This window comes from Microbacterium capsulatum (genome assembly GCF_030865425.1).
GTDB classification, from domain to species: Bacteria; Actinomycetota; Actinomycetes; order Actinomycetales; family Microbacteriaceae; genus Microbacterium; species Microbacterium capsulatum.
Genome location: NZ_JAVFCB010000008.1, coordinates 182,092 through 200,155, shown reverse-complemented (window position 1 = coordinate 200,155; position 18,064 = coordinate 182,092). Strand labels below are relative to the sequence as shown.

Genomic DNA, 18,064 nt, shown 5'->3' with positions numbered 1-18,064 from the left:
TCGTCGGTGCCCTCGACTCTACGCGGGGGGTTCGGCGGCGGCCACAGCGGATCGATCCGGGCGCTGCAGCGTGAGCCCGTGCCCGAAGCGGAACAGCGGATCCTCGGTGTCGAACGGCACGTCCGGGCGCGACGCCAGGACGGCGGCGGTCGAGCGCGGCACGTCGAACGGCAGCTTCCCGCGCGCCGGCACCGCGCCGCTGAGCACCTCGAGCAGCGCGACCGGGCTCACGCCCCAGTTCGCCACGAGGGCGCTCGCGACCTCGTCGATCGGGGCCAGGATCGCGGGCCGGTCGAGGAACACGTCGACCACGGTCGGCACGACGGCGGCGATCTCGCGCACGTGCGCGAGCACCTCGTCGGCGAAATCGAGCGGGCCGGCGTGGAAGAAGTTCTCGAAGGCCGAGTCGCGCACCTCGAACGGCGCCTGCAGGCGCAGGATCGCGAGATCCGCCTCCGCGGGCGAACCCACGACCTGGCCGAACCGCGCGGCGACGCCGGCGTCGATCCCCTCGACGTACAGCTTCGCGCCCGGGGCGAACGGCAACGCCCCGTCGTTGGACAGGATCGTGATCGACGCGCGCTGCGCGTCGACGCCCGCCGCCCGGAACTCGGCGGATCCGACGATCGCGTCCGCGGCTTCGGCGTCGACGTACGGGTCCTCGAACAGGCCGAGCAGGAACTTCTCGCGCAGCAGCCGCCGTGCCGAGACGTCGAGGCGCTCCTCCGAGACGACGCCGTCGTTCACGATCCGCACGAGCATCTCGGGGCACGCCTCGCCCCCGAACTGGTCGGCGCCCGCGTCGAGGATCTTCGCCATCCGCTCCTCGGGGCTGAGGTGCTCGACGCCCCAGGCGCGCGCCGGGAACATCGTGCCGAGGATCTCCTGGTCCGTGACGAGGCCCCAGTCGGTGCACACGATGCCGTCGAACGCGAACCGCTCGCGCAGCAACCCGGTGAGCACGGACTTGTTCAGGCCGAAGCCGACCTCCTCGTACTCCGTGCCGACGGGCATCCCGTAGTACGGCATGATCTGCCGCCCGCCTGCCGCGAAGACCTCCGCGAACGGCAGCAGGTGGTGTTCGAAGTTGTCGCCGGGGTAGACCTGTTCGCGGCCGTACGCGAAGTGCGGATCCTCCCCGTCCTTCTGCGGCCCGCCGCCGGGGAAGTGCTTGGTCATGGTCGAGACGGATCCGGGCCCGAACGCCTCGCCCTGGAAGCCGCGCACGTAGGCGGCGCCGAGGGCCCCGGACAGCTCCGCGTCCTCGCCGAAGGTCTGCAGCTGGCGCGCCCAGCGCGGCTCGGTGGCGAGGTCGACCTGCGGGTGCAGCGCGACGCGGATCCCGACGGCGAGGTACTCCTGGCGGGCGATGTCGCCGAACCGCTCGACGAGCGCCGGATCCGCGGTGGCGGCCAGCCCCAGCGGCTCGGGCCACTGCGAGAACGGGCCGGAGAGCAGCGCGGCGCCCGGGTTCTCGCTGAACGCGTGCCGCGGATCCGTGGAGATCGTGACCGGGATCCCCAGCCGGCTCCGGGCGGCGAACGCCTGCAGCCGGTTGTACCAGCGGGCCATCTCGCCCGCGGTCGGCGCGACGCTGAGCACGTTGAAGTGGGTCATGTGCCGGCCGTTGACGTACTCGTCGGTCGACGGCAGGCCGAAGTCCGGGTCGCCCTCGGACAGCTCCCCGCCCTCGCCCATGCTGATCATGGTGTGGAAGAACAGCCCGGCCTTCTCCTCCAGGGTCATCGCGTGCAGCAGCAGTTCCACGCGCTCATCGACGGCCAGGTCGGGGTTCAGCCACGGCCGATCGGTCGGCGGCGTCATGCGCGCGCCTGCTGCGCCCGGGCGCCCGTCCGCGAGGGCGATCCCGCCCCGGACCGGGCTTTCTCCACCACGGCGACCATCTCACGCCGCGGCAGAGGGAATCCGTCGAGGCGTCCGACGGGGAAGTTGCCCATCATCTTCAGCAGGTGCTCGTCTGCGGTGCCGTAGCGCTCGTCGATGAGCGCGTGCAGGTCGGGACCGACGACAGGGTCGTGCAGCAGCTCGTCGAAGGAGGACGCGAGCGAGACCGGCAGCACCACCTCGTCGCCGCCGACGGCGACGGCGGTCGAGGTGCGCAGATCCCGGCTCGACGCGCCCACCTCGATGACGTAGTCGCCGCCCTCGACGATCCAGCGGTCGATGCGCACGTCCCAGTAGGCGAGCTCGGAGCGCCGGATCCGCAGCGCGACCGATGCGGTCTCGCCCGGCTCGAGGTGCACCGACGCGAAGGCCTTGAGCTCGCGCGGCGGGCGCTGCACGGCGGATCCGGGCAGCGACGTGTACGCCTGCACCACCTCGCGCCCGGCCACGGCGCCGGTGTTGGTGACCGGCACCATGACGACGATGTCGCCGTCCTCGCGCACCGCGGCGGCTGCGTCGCCGTACGAGAACGTCGTGTACGACAGGCCGTGCCCGAACGGGTAGCGCACCGCGAGCTGCTTCTCGTCGTACCAGCGGTAGCCGACGAGCAGGCCCTCGCCGTAGCGGACGTGCCCGTGCTCGCCGGGGAAGGATCCGTGCGCCGGGGTGTCCTCGAGCCGCTGCGGGATCGTCTCGGCGAGCCGGCCGGAGGGGTTCACGTCGCCGAACAGGACGTCGGCGGTGGCGGATCCGCCGGCCTGGCCGAGCAGCCACGCCTCGACGATCGCGGGGACCCTGCGCGCGAACGGGATCGACACGACCCCGCCGTTCGACAGCACCACCACGACGTTCGGGTTGACCTCGAGTACGGCGTCGAGCAGCGCGAGCTGCGCGGCCGGCAGGTCGATGTGCGTGCGGTCGTAGCCCTCCGACTCCTCGTGCGCCGGGATGCCGAGGAACAGCAGCACCGTGTCGGCGGTCTGCGCGACGCCGACCGCCTCGGCCCGCAGGCGCTCGGTCTCGGCCTCCGTCACGCCGGCCTCGGTGATGTCGAACCCGGCGGCGAACGGCACGTCGGCGGACCCGGCGGCCGCGCGGATCGCGTCGAGCGCGGTGTCGACGCGGGTCGGGGTGATCTGCGAGGACCCGGCGCCCTGGAATCGCGGGGTGCGGGCGAACTCGCCGATCACGGCGAGGTCCGCGCCCCGGGTGAGCGGGAGCACGCCGTCGTTCTTGAGCAGCACGATCGAGCGTCCGGCGACCTCGCGGGCGAGCGCGTGGTGGGCGTCGACGTCGAGCGGGCCGGCGATCGCCGGGCGGGCCTGCGCCTTGCGGGCCAGCTCGATGAGCCGGTCCGCGACCACGTCGAGGCACAGCTCGTCCAGGCGCTCCTCGCGCACGGCGTCGACGAGCTCGGCGTCGGTCCGGCCGTTCGACGACGGCATCTCCAGGTCCATGCCGGCGAGGATCCCGGCGACCCGATGGTTCACGGCGCCCCAGTCGGAGACGACGAGCCCCGAGAAGCCCCACTCGTCGCGGAGCACCCGGGTCAGCAGCCACGGGTCCTCGGAGGCGTAGACGCCGTTGATCCGGTTGTACGAGCACATCACGGTCCAGGGCTGCGCGTCCTCGATCACGCGCTGGAACCCGCGCAGGTAGATCTCCCGGAGCGGCCGCGGATCCACATCGGCCGAGATGCGCAGGCGATCGGTCTCCTGGTTGTTCGCGGCGAAGTGCTTGAGCGAGGAGCCGACGCCCTGCGACTGGATCCCCTTCACGAGTCCCGCGCCCATCGCACCCGAGACGATCGGATCCTCGGACATGTACTCGAAGTTGCGGCCGCACAGCGGGGAGCGCTTGATGTTGATGCCGGGGCCGAGGATGACGGCGACGTCCTCGATGGCCGACTCGACGCCGAGGGCGACGCCGACCCGCTCGGCGAGCTCGGGGTCGAAGCTCGCGCTGAGCCCGACCGCGGGCGGGAAGCAGGTCGCCGGCACGCTCGCGCCGAGGCCGAGGTGGTCGTTCCCGCCGGTCTGCTTGCGCAGGCCGTGCGGCCCGTCCGTGAGCAGGAGCGGAGGGATCCCGACGCGTTCGAGCGCCTTGGTGGTCCAGAAGTCGGCGCCGCTGGTGAGCGCGGCCTTCTCCTCGAGGGTGAGATCCGCGGCGCGCAGGTCGTCGGAAACGGTCATGGGAACCTCCGTGATCGGACGTGCGGGAGAAGCCCGGAAAGTCGGCCTTGTGCTGGAAACCTTAGCCGTATAGGTTTTCATCCGGCAAGGGCCGACTGCCGATCAAGGATGATCGACGGGACTTGCGCCATATCGTCGAAGGAGTCAGATATGAGTTCTGTCAGCGGTTCCGCCGCGGGCATGCCATCCGGAATGACCGTGGCCAGCGCGAGTCCTCGCGAACACCACTGGTTCCCGGAACCGACCGAGCCGGCGAAGCCCGGCTACGTGGTCTGGCTGTTCATCGCGCAGCTGATCTTCTTCATCGCTCTCCTCGGTCCCGCGATCGTCGGCATCGGCATCAAGACCCAGGCGCTGGTGCACGCGGGTGCGCTCACCGCGGACGGTGCCATCGGCGCCAGCGCGGTCCTCGGCGGCGTGGGAGCCGTCTTCGCCACCCTCGCCAACGTCATCTTCGGACGGGTCTCGGACCGCACCACCAGCAGGTGGGGCCGTCGGCGGATCTGGATCGTGCTGGGCACGGTCATCATGACCGTCGCCTTCGCGATCATGGCGCTGGCACCCGACCTCGCGATGGCCACGATCGGCTGGGCCCTCGCGCAGCTCGGCGCGAACATGACCCTGGCCCCGTTCATCGCGACGATCGCCGACCAGGTCCCGAAGTTCCAGCGTGGCAAGATCACCGCAGCGCTCGGCATCGCGCAGAACGTCGGCGTCCTGGGCGGCGTGTACGTGGCCCAGTGGTTCGCCACGCAGCTGCTGATCATGTTCGTCGCGCCGTCGATCCTCGCGATCGTGGTGATGATCGTCTTCGCCTTCGTGCTTCCGGACCAGGTGCTGCCCGTCAAGCCGGCGCGCGCCACGTTCTACGAGTGGTGGAGCACGTTCTGGGTGAGCCCTGTGAAGCACCCCGACTACGCACTCGCATGGTGGTCCCGTTTCCTGATCACCTTCGCCAGCTTCGGCTTCACGGCCTTCCGCTTCTACTACCTGCTCAATCACGTGGGCGTGAAGGAGGCGGACGTCCCCGCGGTCATCTCGTTCAGCGTCCTGCTGTACACGGTCGCCATCGTCCCGACCAGCATCATCGCCGGCTGGATCTCGGACAGGATCGGCAGGCGCAAGGTGTTCGTGTGGAGCTCGACCGCGCTGTTCGCGGTCGGCACCGTGGTGCTGATCTTCATCAAGGACGTGCCCTCGTTCTACGTACTCGAGGTCTTGATGGGCATCGCGTACGGCATCTACGTCGGCGTCGATCTCGCCCTCGTGGTCGACGTGCTCCCCAACCCCGACGACTCCGGCAAGGACCTGGGTGTCTTCAACATCGCCAACGCCCTGCCGCAGACCTTCGCGCCGATGATCGGCGGCATCCTGGTCTACGTCGGAAGCCAGAACGGCAGCAACTTCGGGCTGTGGTTCTCGATCTGCGGCGTGCTGGCATTGATCGGGGCCCTCGTGATCTTCCCGATCAAGTCGGTCAGATAGGCCCCGATCCCGACCCGCATCCCCGGTCCGCAGAGACGCCTTCCACGCGCTGCGGGCCGGGGATCCGTCCGTCGCTAGGCTGGGGGGATCATGACGAGCAGGCGCGGGCCCTACGCGAAGGGCACGGCGAAGCGCGCGGAGATCCTCTCCGTCGCGCTCGAGGTCGTGGCTGAGAAGGGGTGCCACAACGCCTCGAACCGCGAGATCGCGGAGCGCGTCGGGCTCAGCCAGGCGGGGCTCATGCACTACTTCGGGTCCCGCGAAGAGCTCTACATGGCGGTCCTGCGGGCCCGCGACGAGCGCGACAGCGCCGCCTACTGGGAGCCGGACCCCTCCTTCGCCGGGTTCCTCCGCGTCATCGAGAACAACACCCGGGTGCCCGGGCTCGTGCAGCTCTACGTGGAGTTCTCGGCCGAGGCGAGTCTCGGCAAGCACCCCGCGCACGAGTTCTTCCGCGAGCGCTACGAATGGGTGCACCAGCGCTCCGTCGAGTCCGTGCGGGCCGCGCAGGCCAGCGGCGAGTTCGGGCCGCACATCGACGCCGACCTGGTCGCCGACGTCCTCATCGCCGCGGCCGACGGGCTCCAGCAGCAGTGGCTGCTGGACCGCTCCATCGACATGGTCGCGCGGCTCCAGGCGATGTGGGCCGGCATGGCGACCCTGTCCCGCCTCGACGCCGAGATCGACCCCGTGACGGCCGAAGCGACCCCCACGGAGTGACGCGTCACGCGACGGTGAACGTCGCCCGCTGCGCCCACTCGTCGCGGCTCGACCGGCCGACCCGCAGCTCGAACGCGCCGGGTTCGACGACGCGCACGCCCGCGGCGTCGACGATCGTGAGGTCGGCGACGGGCAGCACGATCCGGATCCGCCGGGCCTCGCCGGGTTCGAGGTCGACCTGGCGGTAGGCCTTGAGCTCCTGATCCGTCCAGCTCGCCGAGGTGACGAGGTCGCTCACGTACACCTGCACGGTCTCGCGCACGGGGCGCTCGCCGATGTTGCGCAGCGTGATCTCCGCCCCGACGACCCCGTCGACGGGCACCGTGTCGGCGTCGAGCGCGAGCCCCTCGTATTCGACCCAGGTGTACGACAGCCCCTCGCCGAACGCGAACGGCTGCCGCTGGGTGAGGTCGGCGTAGCGGTCGCCGTGCTGTCCGCGGATCTGGTTGTAGTACGTCGGCTGCTGGCCGGCGTGCGCGGCGAACGAGATCGGCAGCCGCCCCTGGGGTTCGATGAGCCCGAGCAGCAGCTCGGCGATCGCCCGGCCGCCCTGCATGCCGGGGTTCGCGACCCACAGGATCGCGGCGGCGTTCATCGCCGACTCCGGCAGCACGAGGGGCTTGGAGGCCAGCACGACGACGATCACCGGGGTGCCGGTCCGGGCGAGGGCGTCGAGCAGCGCGATCTGCCCGCCGACGAGGTCGAGCGTCGCCGTGGAGCGGCCCTCGCCGACGAGCTCGATCCGATCCCCCACGACCGCGACCACGTAGTCCGCGCGGACCGCGTCGGCGACGGCGTCCTCGATCAGCCACTCGTCCGGGTCGGCCGGCACGACGAGCGGCGGTCGGGGCTGCCCGTCCGGGAAGAAGGCGCCCTCCGGGTCGGGCGTGAGCGTGAGGATCTCCGCGCCCGGCGCGTGCGTGACGCTCCAGTTCTCCGGCACGTGCCGGCGGATCCCGTCGAGCACGGTCGTGATCATGGCGCGCGGCTGGCCGTCCAGCCAGCCGGCCTGCCCGGAGCCGCCCGCCCAGTCGCCGAGCTGCGTCTGGGCGTCGTCCGCGAGCGGGCCGACCACGGCGATCCGGCGGGGCGTCGCGTCGCCGCCGGACGCCCTTCCCGATGCGTCGGCGGCATACCCGCCGGCGAGCGGCAGCATGCTCTCCTCGTTGCGCAGCAGCACGAGCGAACGGCGGGCCGCCTCGAGGTTCAGCGCGGCGTGCGCGGCGGTGCCGATCGCGGTGCGGATCCGCTCCTCGTCGATCGTGCGCGGATCCTCGAAGAGTCCGAGGTCGAACTTCAGGGTGAGGATCCGGCCGACGGCGGCGTCGAACGCGGTGTCGTCGAGGAGGCCGTCGGCGACCGCCTGCAACGCCCCGTCGAAGAACCCGGGCGTCGTCATGACCATGTCGTTGCCGGCTCGGACCGCGGCCGCCGCGGCGTGCGCATAGTCCGGCTGGACCTTCTGCTCCCACACCATCCGGCCGACGTTGTCCCAGTCGGTGATGAGCGTGCCGGTGTACCCCCACTCGCCGCGCAGCACGTCGGTGAGCAGCCAGTCGTTGATCGTGATCGGCACGCCGTCCATGGTCTGGTAGCCGAGCATGAACGTGCGGCAGCCGGCCCGCGCGACCCGCTCGAACGGCGGCAGGAACCAGCTGCGCAGCTTCCGCCGGGAGATGTCGGCCTCGCTCGCGTCGCGGCCGCCCTGCGTCTCGGAGTACCCGGCGAAGTGCTTCGCGGTGGCGAGGATCGCGGTCGGATCCGCGAGCCCGGTGCCCTGGTAGCCGCGCACCATCGCCGCGGCGAGTTCGCCGATGAGGAACGGATCCTCGCCGAACGTCTCGCCGACGCGCCCCCAGCGCAGGTCCCGCGCGATGCACAGCACGGGGGAGAAGGTCCAGTGCACGCCGGTCGCCGCGACCTCGATCGCGGTGGCCCGGGCGACCCGCTCGAGCAGTTCCGGGTCCCACGACGCCGCGAGCCCGAGCTGTGTCGGGAAGATCGTCGCGCCCTCCCAGAAGGAGTGCCCGTGGATGCAGTCCTCGCCGACGAGCAGCGGGATCCGCAGCCGGGTCTCGGCGGTGAGCTCCTGCGCCCGCACGATCCGCTCGGGCGAGGTGTGCAGGATCGAGCCGACGTGCATGCGCAGCACCTGGTCGTCGAGGTCGTCGCGGGCGTCGAGCTGGAGCATCTGGCCGATCTTCTCCTCGACGCGCATGCGGCCGAGCAGATCGGCGACGCGGTCGGGAGTGGGCAGGGACGGGTCCTGATACGGCATCCGCTCGCTCATCCGCTCATCCTGGCACACACCGCATCGAAACCTGAAGCACATACGGGTTTCGCGGCAGGGCCGGATCCGACGCCTCCGATGAATACTTGACTCGTTACGGGATTCGGGCGAGACTCGGAGCCGATCCGCGATGCGACGAGGCCTCGTGGCACCCGATGGAGGGCATGCATGTCTGAGCAGACCGGTGCGGACTGGGATTCCGCGGCGACCGACGAGCGCGTCGAGGAGCTGCTGGGGCGCATGTCCCTCGACGAGAAGGTCGCCTTCGTGACCGGAGACCTGAACGGGGACTTCGGCTTCTACGCCGACGGCGTCGAGAGCGCGGACGTTCCGAGCATCCGGATGGCCGACGGCCCCGCGGGCGTGCGGATCAACAAGGGCGACGTGCACGGGGGGAGGGCCACGTCGCTGCCCGCGCCGATCGCGCTCGCGGCGACGTGGGATCCGGATCGCGCGATCGAGTACGGCGCCGTGATCGGCGTCGAGTGCCGGGCGACCGACCACACCGTGTCGCTCGGACCCGCGGTCGACATCGCGCGCGTGCCGATCGGTGGCCGCACCTTCGAGTCGTTCGGCGAGGATCCGGCGCTGCAGTCCGCGATCGGCGTCGGGGTGGTGCGCGGCATCCAGGCCCAGGGCGTGCAGGCGTGCGCCAAGCACTACGCCATCAACAACCAGGAGGACCACCGTTCGAGCGTCGACGCCGTGATCGACGAACGGACGATGCGCGAGCTGTACCTGCCGCCGTTCGAGGCGCTCGTCCGCGAGGGCGGCGTGGCCAGCATGATGGGCGCGTTCAACCGCGTGAACGGTGAGTACGCGTGCGAGAACGCGCCGCTGCTGCGCGGGATCCTGCGCGACGAGTTCGGTTTCCGCGGCTGGATCATGAGCGACTACGGCGCCAACCACTCGACCGCCCGGGCCGCGAACGCGGGCCTGGACCAGGAGCAGCCGAACGAGGGCTTCTGGGGCGGTCGGCTGCTCGCCGCGGTGCAGGACGGCGAGGTGGCGGAGGCCGTGATCGACGAGAAGGTGCGCAACATCCTGCGCCCGATGGTCGGGCTCGGCCAGCCGGAGAACCCGGCCGGCGTCGCGGAGTTCGCGGTCGGCGGGCACCATGCGCTCGCGCAGAGCATCGCCGAGGACGCGATGGTGCTGCTCCGCAACGACGGCATCCTGCCGCTCGCCCCCGTCCGCACCGTCGCCCTGATCGGGCCCGACGTCGACGGCTTCGGCGCGCAGGGCGGCGGCAGCTCGCAGGTCCGCCCGACCCGCGGCGTCTCGCCCCTGGACGGGCTGCGTGCGGCCCTCGGCGAGGACGTGGGGATCGCGGTCGTGCACGGGGCGGATCCGGTCACCCCGGGCGCCCTGCTCCCGGGCGCCGACGCGGTGGGATCCGGCTTCTTCCGCACGCCGGACGGCGAGGTCGGCCTGCACGCCGAGTACTGGACGAACGCCTCCTTCGAGGGCGAACCGCTCGTGCGCCGCACCGACGGGCAGATCGAGCTGCTGCTCGGCTTCCACAACTTCCCCGGCTTCAACGCCTCCTCGCACCGGTACGAGAAGCTGCCGACCGAGCTGAACGGCCGGATGTCGGTGCGGTACACCGGCACTCTCACCGTGCCCGTGACCGGCACCTACCGGTTCGTCATCACCTCGCTCGGCACATACGCGTTCGAGATCGACGGGGCGGACGTCGCGCGGTCGGGCCGCGGGGCGACCGCGGACGTCCTCGACCTCGCTCCGGCCGAGCTCGCTCCGGCCGAGCCGACCGACGCCGGACCGCACCCGTACGGCTGGGGCGGGGACGGCGGTCAGCCGGACGTCGCGATCGACGAGATCCCGATGCGGCTCGAGGCCGGCCGCGAGTACGCGATCCGGATGGAGTACCGCGCCGACGACCCGTCGCAGGGGCACCTGCTCGGCGCCAAGCTGCGCCTGGGCTGGGTGCCGCCGGCCGGCGTCTTCTCGCCGGCGGTCGCCGAGGCCGCTGCGGCGGCCGCCGCAGCGGACGTCGCGGTCGTCGTGGTGCGCAGTTACGAGGCCGAGGCCGACGACCGCCCCGACATGCAGCTGCCCAACGGGCAGAACGACCTGGTCCGCGCCGTGCTCGCCGCCAACCCCCGCACCGTCGTCGTCCTGATGACCGGAGGGCCTGTGGACGTCACGGGGTGGGGTGCTGATCCGGCGGCGCTGATCCAGGCGTGGTACCCGGGCCAGGCGCAGGGGGGCGCCCTGGCCCGGGTGCTCACGGGTGCGGCCGAGCCGGGCGGCCGGCTGCCGCTGACGCTGCCGGTCTCGCTCGGGCAGACCCCGGCGGCGTCCGCCCGGACCTATCCCGGCGTGGGCGGGCAGGTGTTCTACGACGAGGGCGTGTTCGTCGGCTACCGCGGCTTCGACGCCCGCGATCTCGAACCCGCCTACCCGTTCGGGCACGGGCTCGGCTACACCGCGTGGGCGTTCTCCGGGTTGACCGTGTCGGGCCTGGAATCGGAGGATGCGGTCGGCGTCGCGGACGTGACGGTGCAGAACACCGGATCCCGGGCCGGATCCACGGTGGTGCAGGTCTACGTCGGCGGGGTGGAGGCTCCCGTGCCGATGCCGCCGCATCAGCTCGCCGGCTTCGCCAAGGTGCGCCTGGAGCCGGGGGAGTCGCAGCGGGTGCGGGTGCGGATCCCCCGTCGCGCCGCCTCGTACTTCGACGTCACCACGCACGGCTGGGTCACCCCGGCCGGCGAGGTCGAGGTGCGCGTGGGCGCCTCGAGCCGTGACATCCGCGCGGCGGGCGTGCTCGTGGTGGGCGAGCCCGAGGATCCTCAGCGCACCGCGACCGGCACCCCGTCCGCGGCGATCGACGCATAGGCCGCATCCACGACCGTGACGCGCCGTCCGCCGCCGCAGGCCGGGGCCGGGCGGCCGAGGGGTGTCATCGCAGTGCGACGACCTCGCCGCCGCGCGCGGCCGACGCCTGAGCTGCCTTCACGATCTCGACGGTGCGCACGCCGACGTCCCCGTCGGGCTGGGGCCGGCGTCCCTCCCGGATCGCGGCGACGAACTCGGCCAGGAGCAGGCCGTCGAGGTCGGCTCCGACCGGATCCCACGTCTCGCCGTGCGCATCGTGCCCGGCGACGCCCTGCGCGAACGGGCTGACGGTGATCGTGCCGCGCTCGGCGACGATCTGCAGGGTCAGCCCGCCCCAGGTCGGGGACGAGGTCGGCCAGCTCCACGAGCAGTCGATGCTCGCGACCGTGCCGCCGGGATACTGCAGTGTCACCATCCCGCCGGTCTCGACCTGCAGATCCCTGTCGGCGTAGAGGGTTCCGTTCGCGACGGCGCGGACCGAGCGCGGACGCTCGCCGAGCAGCTCGTCCAGGAGATCGGCGCAGTGCACGACGTGGTCGACGAGCGCGCCGCCGCCGGCGAGAGCGGGATCGGTGAACCAGGCGCGGTCCTGCGGCAGCTTGCCGTTGTTGGCGCCGACCACGCCGAGCACGGCGCCGAGGCGTCCGCTGCGCACCAGGGCGAGCGCGTCGCGGAACGCCGGTGCGAACCGCACGGGATAGGCGACCATCAGCGTGACGCCGGCGGCGTCGCAGGCCGCTCGCATCGCGACCGCATCTTCGACCGAGGTGGCCAGGGGCTTCTCGCAGAGCACATGCACTCCGGCGGCCGCGGCACGCTCGACGAGCGCCCGATGGCGGGAGTTCTCGGCGGCGACGACGACGGCGTCCGGGCGCCAGGCGAAGGCCTGCTCGTAATCGTCCACGTAGGCGACGCCCAGCTCGGCGGCGAGCTCGGCGCCCCGGGGCGCGTCGTCCGGCGCCGACGCTCCGTCGGGATCCGCGGCGATGAGCTCGATGCCCGGCATGGCGCGCAGCGCGTGCACGTAGCTGATCGCGTGGGTGTGCGCGAAGGACAGCACCGCGATGCGGAGCGGGGCGGGTCCGGTCATCGGGAGACCTCCAGGGCGGCGAGGGCGACCGGGGCGCCGGACGCGATCGATGCGTATGCGGCCTCGGCGACGGCGACCGCCTCGATGCCGTCGGCGGGCGAGATCCTGCTTTCGGCACCGCGGGCGAGGGCGTCGACGAAGTCGGCGATCTCGGTGAAGTACGGACTCTCCTGCGGCGACATCGGCGGGAGGTAGTCGGTGACGGCATCGGCGAGCACCGCATCGGTCCTGCTGACCCTGTCCTCCGCACTGTCGTGGCGCATCCGGCCGGCGGTGCCGGAGACCTCGACGCTGGTCCGGAACGGGATGCCGGAGGCGACCCAGCTGGCGTGCAGCTGGCTGATCACGCCGCTGCGGTGGGTGAGCACGACGTGCGCGGTGACGGGCGTCGGGACGACGTCATCGACGGTCGGCGGGTTCTGCACCGCATAGACCGACGCCACGGGGCCGGCGAACCAGATGGCCTGATCGATGTCGTGGATCATCAGATCGCGGATGACGCCGCCGCCGGCGCTCTCGCGGAAGAACCACGGCGCCTGGGGGGCGGATCCGGCGCGGCTGAAGCGCTGCACCGCGATCTCCCCGAGCCGGCCGGACTCGATGGCCTGCTTGATCCGCGCGTACTCGCCGAAGTAGCGCACCACGTGCGCGGGGAACAGTCGCACTCCCGCCGCCTCCGCGGCCTCGGCCACCTCACGGGCCTGCGCGGCCGTCGGTGCGAGCGGCTTCTCGCAGACCACATGGCGGCCGCGGGCGATCGCGCGCAGGGCCAGATCGGCGTGCGTGCTGCTGGGGGTCACGATGTCGACCAGATCGACCGCGTCGATCAGCTCGTCGACGTCCGCGAACTCCTGGAACCCGTACTCCTCGGCGATCGCCGCGGCACCCTGCAGGGAGGTCACACCGCCCTCGACGCCGAGAGCGCGCCAGGCATCCGCGTGCACGCGCGAGATCCCGCCGGCGCCGATGAGTCCCACACGTAGCCTGGTCACTGTCTCTCCTCGAGAAGTAGGGGATCGGCCGGAAGGCCCGGTCCGTCGTGCGGCAGAGGGGTGATCGAGGGCACTGGGAGCCCCTCGATGCCGTACACCGCGGACGCGTGCCGGCGGAACGCGTGCACGAGGGCGCCGTGGGCGGCGGCCTCGGCGCCCATCCTGGCCTCGGCGATCGGGACGGTGAAGGGCAGCGCGATGTGCTCGGCGAGACGCTCGCGGAGCGGATCCAGGAGCTGGCCGTGCGCGGCGGAGAGTCCTCCGCCGATCACGATCATCGCCGGGTCGACCGTCATCACGAGGGTCGCGATGCCGTGAGCGAGCTCGGTCACGAACCGGTCGAGCTCGTCGATCGCCTCGGCGTCTCCGCCGCGCGCGCGTTCGAACACCTCGGCCGCCGTCTCACCCGTGCGCCAGCGGATCTGCCCGGTCTCCGAGCCGAGGCCGCGGAACGCGTGCCGGCCGATGTCGCCCGCCGCGTTGTGGATGCCACGGCGCGGCCGGCCCCCCAGCAGCAGTCCCATCGCGATACGGTTGCCGACCGAGAGGTACAGGACGTCGTCGACGAGCTGCGCGACACCGAGATGGTGCTCGGCGACGGCGGCGAGGCGCACGCCGTTGTCGACCGCGACCGGGCAGCCGAACGCCTGGCGCAGGTGGGATCCGATGTCGATGCCCGACCACTCCGGGATCACGACCGAGGCGGTCACCCGTCCCAGGTCGTCGACGATGCCGGGCAGGGCGACGCCGATCGCCTTCACCCGGGAGACGGGGATGCCGGCCGCGGAGAGCGTTCGGTTCGCATCGGCGATCACGGCGGCGAGCTTGGACGCGCCGTCCTGTTCGGCGGACACGCCGGGGAAGGTGCGCTGGGCGATCACGGCGCCGGCCAGATCCGCGACGAGGACGCGAACGCTCGCGACGCCGATGTCGACGCCGACGACGACTCCGGCCGTCGCGTGGAAGGCGAACCGGCGTGCGGGGCGGCCCGCCCCCCGGCCGGATGCCGCCGGCACTTCGAAGATCAGGCCCGCGTCGCTGAGCGCGGCCATCGCGTTCTCCACGGAGGTGCGGGAGAGGCCGAGCATGACCGTGAGGTCGGTGACAGTGGCCGGGCCGCTGTCACGCAGCTGGAGGGCCGATCGGGCGACGATCGACGACGGTGCGGTGGTCACGGCGGCTCCTCTCGTCCTCATCGCCGGTGGTAGCGATCAAAATAGCACAGCGTGCTCACGGAATTCAGGCGAGATCCACGATCGCACAAGATCCCGTGCGGAAACTGTTCTGACGCGATCGAAGATTGCCCCTTGACTAATTATCACACCGTGATGTCATAATGGGCATCTACCCTGCACGGTTCTAGCAAAGGAGCACCATGCGCGTCAGCAAGTTCACCGGCATCGCAGCGGGGATCGCCGCGATCGCCGCACTGGCGGGCTGTTCCGCCGGGTCGGGGGGCGCCGCCGCCACCCCGACCGGTGAGCAGAAGGTCACGGTCTGGCTCTACCCGGTCATCGCCGACCAGGCCAAGCACAAGCAGTTCTGGGACTCGACCATCGCCGCATTCGAGAAGGACCACAAGAACATCAAGGTCTCGTACGAGATCTTCCCGTGGGCCAATCGAGACCAGTCCCTGCAGACGGCGATCGCCGCGGGCAAGGGCCCCGACCTCGTCTACCTCATCCCCGACCAGCTCGCGGCCTACCAGAAGTCGATCCAGCCGCTGGACAACCTGCTCAGCAAGGACCGGCAGAAGCAGATCCTCCCCAACGTCAAGAGCTCGGTCACGCTCGGCGGGCACATCCTCGGTGCGCCGATCCTGACCAGCGCCCAGCCGCTGATCTGCAACGCCGCCGCGTTCAAGGCGGCCGGCGTCACCGATTACCCGAAGACCTGGGACGACATCAAGGCCCTGGCGCCGAAGTTCACGGCGAAGGGCATGTACGTCCTGAACTACCCGGCCTCGGCGGAGAACACGCTCAATCTCACCTTCTACCCCCTGCTCTGGCAGGCGGGCGGGGCGGTCTACGACAAGTCCGGCGGCGTCGGCTTCGACAGCGCCGCGGGCACCAAGGCGCTGACCTTCATCTCCGACCTCGCGAAGGAGAAGGCGCTCGACCCGGAGGCGCTCACCACGAACGTGCCGCTCGAGCAGACAGCCATCGCCCGGGGCAAGGTCGCGTGCACGTGGAACAACGCGGTCACCGAGGTCGCGCCGTTCTGGGGCAAGGACAACGTGAAGGTGCTGCCGCCGCTGACGGGGAAGAAGTCCGTCGCGTACGGCACGGTCGGTTCGCTGTCCGTGCTGAAGGGCTCGAAGGCGCAGCAGGCGGCCGCGGAGTTCGCGGAGTACGCCACCAGCGCGAAGGTCGTCAAGCCGTATCTGAAGGAGGCGGGATACTTCTCGGCTCTCAGCGGCACCGGCTCGCTGTACGCCGACGACCCGCTGCTCGGCCAGGTCGAGAAGTACGTGCCCGACACGACGGTCGGTCAGCTGGCGACCAGCTCCCGCGCCCTCATGGGTGTGCTCGCCCCGGAGATCCAGGCATCCCTGCTCGGACAGAAGTCTCCGGCGGACGCGCTCAAGTCGGCCGCCGACGCGGCGACCCCCCTCCTGAAGAAGTAGTGGACACGGGGGGTGCGCGGGCCCGACCGCGCACCCCTGCTCACCCGAGGTGCGATGCGATGACGACCACGACCCAGACCCGGCGGCCTCCCGGCCGTTCTCCCGGCCGCGTGCTGGCCCGGAGGGAGGCCAGAGTGGCGCTTCTCTTCGTGCTGCCCGCATTCCTGCTGTTCCTCGCCTTCCGGTTCGGTCCGAGCATCGTCGGCGTCGCGCTGAGCTTCTTCCAGTACGACATCTCGGGCGAGGTGTCGTGGCGAGGACTCGACAACTTCCAGCGGCTGGTCGCCGATCCGCTGTTCTGGCGGGCCCTGGGCACCACCGCGATCTACACCGTCTTCGCGGTGCCGATCTCGCTCGTGCTGTCGACCGTGATGGCGCTGGGCGTGCGGCGGGCGTTCCGCGGATCCCGGTTCTTCCGCTCGATCTTCTTCCTCCCGGTGATCACCTCGCTCGTGCTGGCCGGCTCGATCTTCGTGTGGATCTTCTCCGGCGACGGGCCGTGGTCGCGCCTGATGGCGCCGCTGGGCCTGGGCGGGTCCTGGCTGGGGAGCACGATCCTCGTGATCCCGGCGATCATCGTGGTCGGCGTGTGGTCGCGGTTCGGCTACGGGATGATGATCATGATCGCGGCGATGCAGGACATCCCTCGCGAGCTAGAAGAGGCGGCGCTGATGGACGGGGCGAACGCCTGGCAGCGGTTCCGCTGGATCGTGCTGCCGTTCCTGCGGCCGACCGTGTTCTTCCTCGCCGTGATCGAGACCACCGCGGCGTTCCAGGTCTTCGACGTGATCTACGTGATGACGCAGGGCGGGCCGGCCAACGCCAGCTACTCCCTCGTCTACCTGCTGTACGACCAGGGTTTCAAGTACTTCGACTACGGATATGCGGCGGCGGTCGGTGTCGCGCTGTTCGCGATGACCCTCGCCGTCGCCCTCATCCAGCGTCTCGTGATCGGAAGGCAGAGATGACGACCCTCACGAAGCCCAGGCAGCAGCAGCTGCCGCCGGCGGCGATCCCGCCTCGCGGAGGCCGCTCGTACCGCGCCCTCCAGCCGACCGGGCTCGGAGTCGTGCTCCGCTGGATCTGGCTGACCATCGCCGGCATCCTCAGCTTCTTCCCGTTCTACGCGATGGTGGTGCTGAGCCTGAAGCCGGGCAAGGTCGTCCAGCTGCCCGGATCCCTGCTGCCGTGGACGGACATCTCGTTCGACGCCTACGCGAACGTGCTCTCCGGGCAGAACGTCCTCGTCTGGCTCGGCAACACCCTCGTCTACTCCCTCGTCTCCGTCGCCGCGGTGCTGTTCCTGTCCGCGCTCGCCGGGTACGCGTTCGCGAAGAAGCGGTTCGCCGGCAAGGAGACCATGTTCTGGTCGTTCCTGGCGATGGTCATGGTCCCCTTCCACGTGACCCTGATCCCCACCTTCCTGCTCATGGCCGCCCTCGGCGGCGTGGACACCTACTGGGGCCTCATCCTGCCGACCCTCGCCAACGCGCAGGCCGTGTTCCTGATGCGCCAGTTCATCCAGGGACTGCCGGACGACCTGTTCGAGGCGGCGCGGATCGACGGCGCGGGAGAGTTCCGGATCTTCCTGCGGATCGTGCTGCCGCTGTGCAAGCCGATCCTGGCGACGCTCGGCATCTTCGTGTTCCTCTGGCACTGGAACGACTTCCTCTGGCCGCTCATCATCGGCAAGTCCACCGCGATGTTCACCCTGACCGTCGGGATCTCGTCCCTGCAGCAGCAGAGCGTCCCGCTCAGCACGATGCTGGCCGGCAGCGTCGTCGCCCTCGCCCCGATCTTCCTCGCGTACCTGATCGCTCAGCGGTACGTGCAGGAGGGCGTCACCGGCACCGGCATCAAGGGCTGACCGGCCCGGTCCCCACGCACCTCAGAAAGGACGCA

General features: G+C 71.0%; 12 protein-coding genes. 6 read left to right on the top strand and 6 right to left on the bottom strand.

What is annotated here, in order from left to right; genetic code table 11:
* Positions 1-18: 18 nt before the first annotated feature.
* On the bottom strand, positions 19-1,824 hold the full coding sequence (locus tag RBR11_RS14475) for a glycoside hydrolase family 3 protein (RefSeq protein ID WP_308490078.1): 1,806 nt from the start codon (positions 1,822-1,824) through the stop codon (positions 19-21).
* Positions 1,821-4,097 carry a glycoside hydrolase family 3 C-terminal domain-containing protein gene (locus RBR11_RS14470; protein ID WP_308490077.1) on the bottom strand — a complete coding sequence of 759 codons (2,277 nt, stop codon included), beginning with the start codon at positions 4,095-4,097 and terminating at the stop codon, positions 1,821-1,823. Before RBR11_RS14470 ends, RBR11_RS14475 begins: the two co-directional genes overlap by 4 nt.
* 150 nt (positions 4,098-4,247) lie before the next feature.
* On the opposite strand from RBR11_RS14470, the gene RBR11_RS14465 reads away from it, so the two are divergent.
* Positions 4,248-5,582 carry an MFS transporter gene (locus tag RBR11_RS14465; protein WP_308490076.1) on the top strand — a complete coding sequence of 445 codons (1,335 nt, stop codon included), beginning with the start codon at positions 4,248-4,250 and terminating at the stop codon, positions 5,580-5,582.
* 90 nt (positions 5,583-5,672) lie between these two features.
* Positions 5,673-6,302, top strand: coding sequence for a TetR/AcrR family transcriptional regulator (locus RBR11_RS14460; RefSeq protein ID WP_308490075.1), 630 nt, complete (start codon positions 5,673-5,675; stop codon positions 6,300-6,302).
* Positions 6,303-6,306: 4 nt separating this feature from the next.
* On the opposite strand, the gene RBR11_RS14455 is transcribed toward RBR11_RS14460, so the two are convergent.
* On the bottom strand, positions 6,307-8,592 hold the full coding sequence (locus RBR11_RS14455; protein ID WP_308490074.1) for an exo-beta-d-1,3/1,6-glucosidase: 2,286 nt from the start codon (positions 8,590-8,592) through the stop codon (positions 6,307-6,309).
* Positions 8,593-8,760: 168 nt separating this feature from the next.
* Between RBR11_RS14455 and RBR11_RS14450 the strand changes: the two genes are divergently transcribed.
* Positions 8,761-11,454, top strand: coding sequence for a beta-glucosidase (locus tag RBR11_RS14450; RefSeq protein WP_308490073.1), 2,694 nt, complete (start codon positions 8,761-8,763; stop codon positions 11,452-11,454).
* 64 nt (positions 11,455-11,518) lie between these two features.
* Here RBR11_RS14450 and RBR11_RS14445 read toward each other — a convergent pair whose 3' ends face one another.
* From RBR11_RS14445 to RBR11_RS14435, 3 genes are read right to left on the bottom strand one after another with little or no spacing between them, the layout of a single operon-like run.
* The gene (locus RBR11_RS14445) at positions 11,519-12,544 is read right to left on the bottom strand and encodes a Gfo/Idh/MocA family protein (protein ID WP_308490072.1); all 1,026 of its coding nucleotides are present in this window, start codon (positions 12,542-12,544) and stop codon (positions 11,519-11,521) included.
* Positions 12,541-13,536 (bottom strand): Gfo/Idh/MocA family protein, encoded by a 996-nt coding sequence (locus RBR11_RS14440; RefSeq protein ID WP_308490071.1) that lies wholly within the window; start codon positions 13,534-13,536, stop codon positions 12,541-12,543. Before RBR11_RS14440 ends, RBR11_RS14445 begins: the two co-directional genes overlap by 4 nt.
* Positions 13,533-14,711 carry an ROK family transcriptional regulator gene (locus tag RBR11_RS14435; protein ID WP_308490070.1) on the bottom strand — a complete coding sequence of 393 codons (1,179 nt, stop codon included), beginning with the start codon at positions 14,709-14,711 and terminating at the stop codon, positions 13,533-13,535. The genes RBR11_RS14440 and RBR11_RS14435 overlap by 4 nt, the downstream gene beginning before the upstream one ends.
* 200 nt (positions 14,712-14,911) lie before the next feature.
* Between RBR11_RS14435 and RBR11_RS14430 the strand changes: the two genes are divergently transcribed.
* The 3 genes from RBR11_RS14430 (at position 14,912) to RBR11_RS14420 (ending at position 18,029) form a co-directional block, all read left to right on the top strand.
* A complete protein-coding gene (locus RBR11_RS14430) occupies positions 14,912-16,162 on the top strand; it encodes an ABC transporter substrate-binding protein (protein ID WP_308490069.1) in 1,251 nt (416 codons plus the stop codon).
* A gap of 134 nt (positions 16,163-16,296) precedes the next feature.
* A complete protein-coding gene (locus RBR11_RS14425) occupies positions 16,297-17,130 on the top strand; it encodes a carbohydrate ABC transporter permease (RefSeq protein ID WP_308490068.1) in 834 nt (277 codons plus the stop codon).
* Positions 17,127-18,029 carry a carbohydrate ABC transporter permease gene (locus tag RBR11_RS14420; RefSeq protein ID WP_308490067.1) on the top strand — a complete coding sequence of 301 codons (903 nt, stop codon included), beginning with the start codon at positions 17,127-17,129 and terminating at the stop codon, positions 18,027-18,029. The genes RBR11_RS14425 and RBR11_RS14420 overlap by 4 nt, the downstream gene beginning before the upstream one ends.
* The last annotated feature ends 35 nt before the right edge of the window (positions 18,030-18,064 follow it).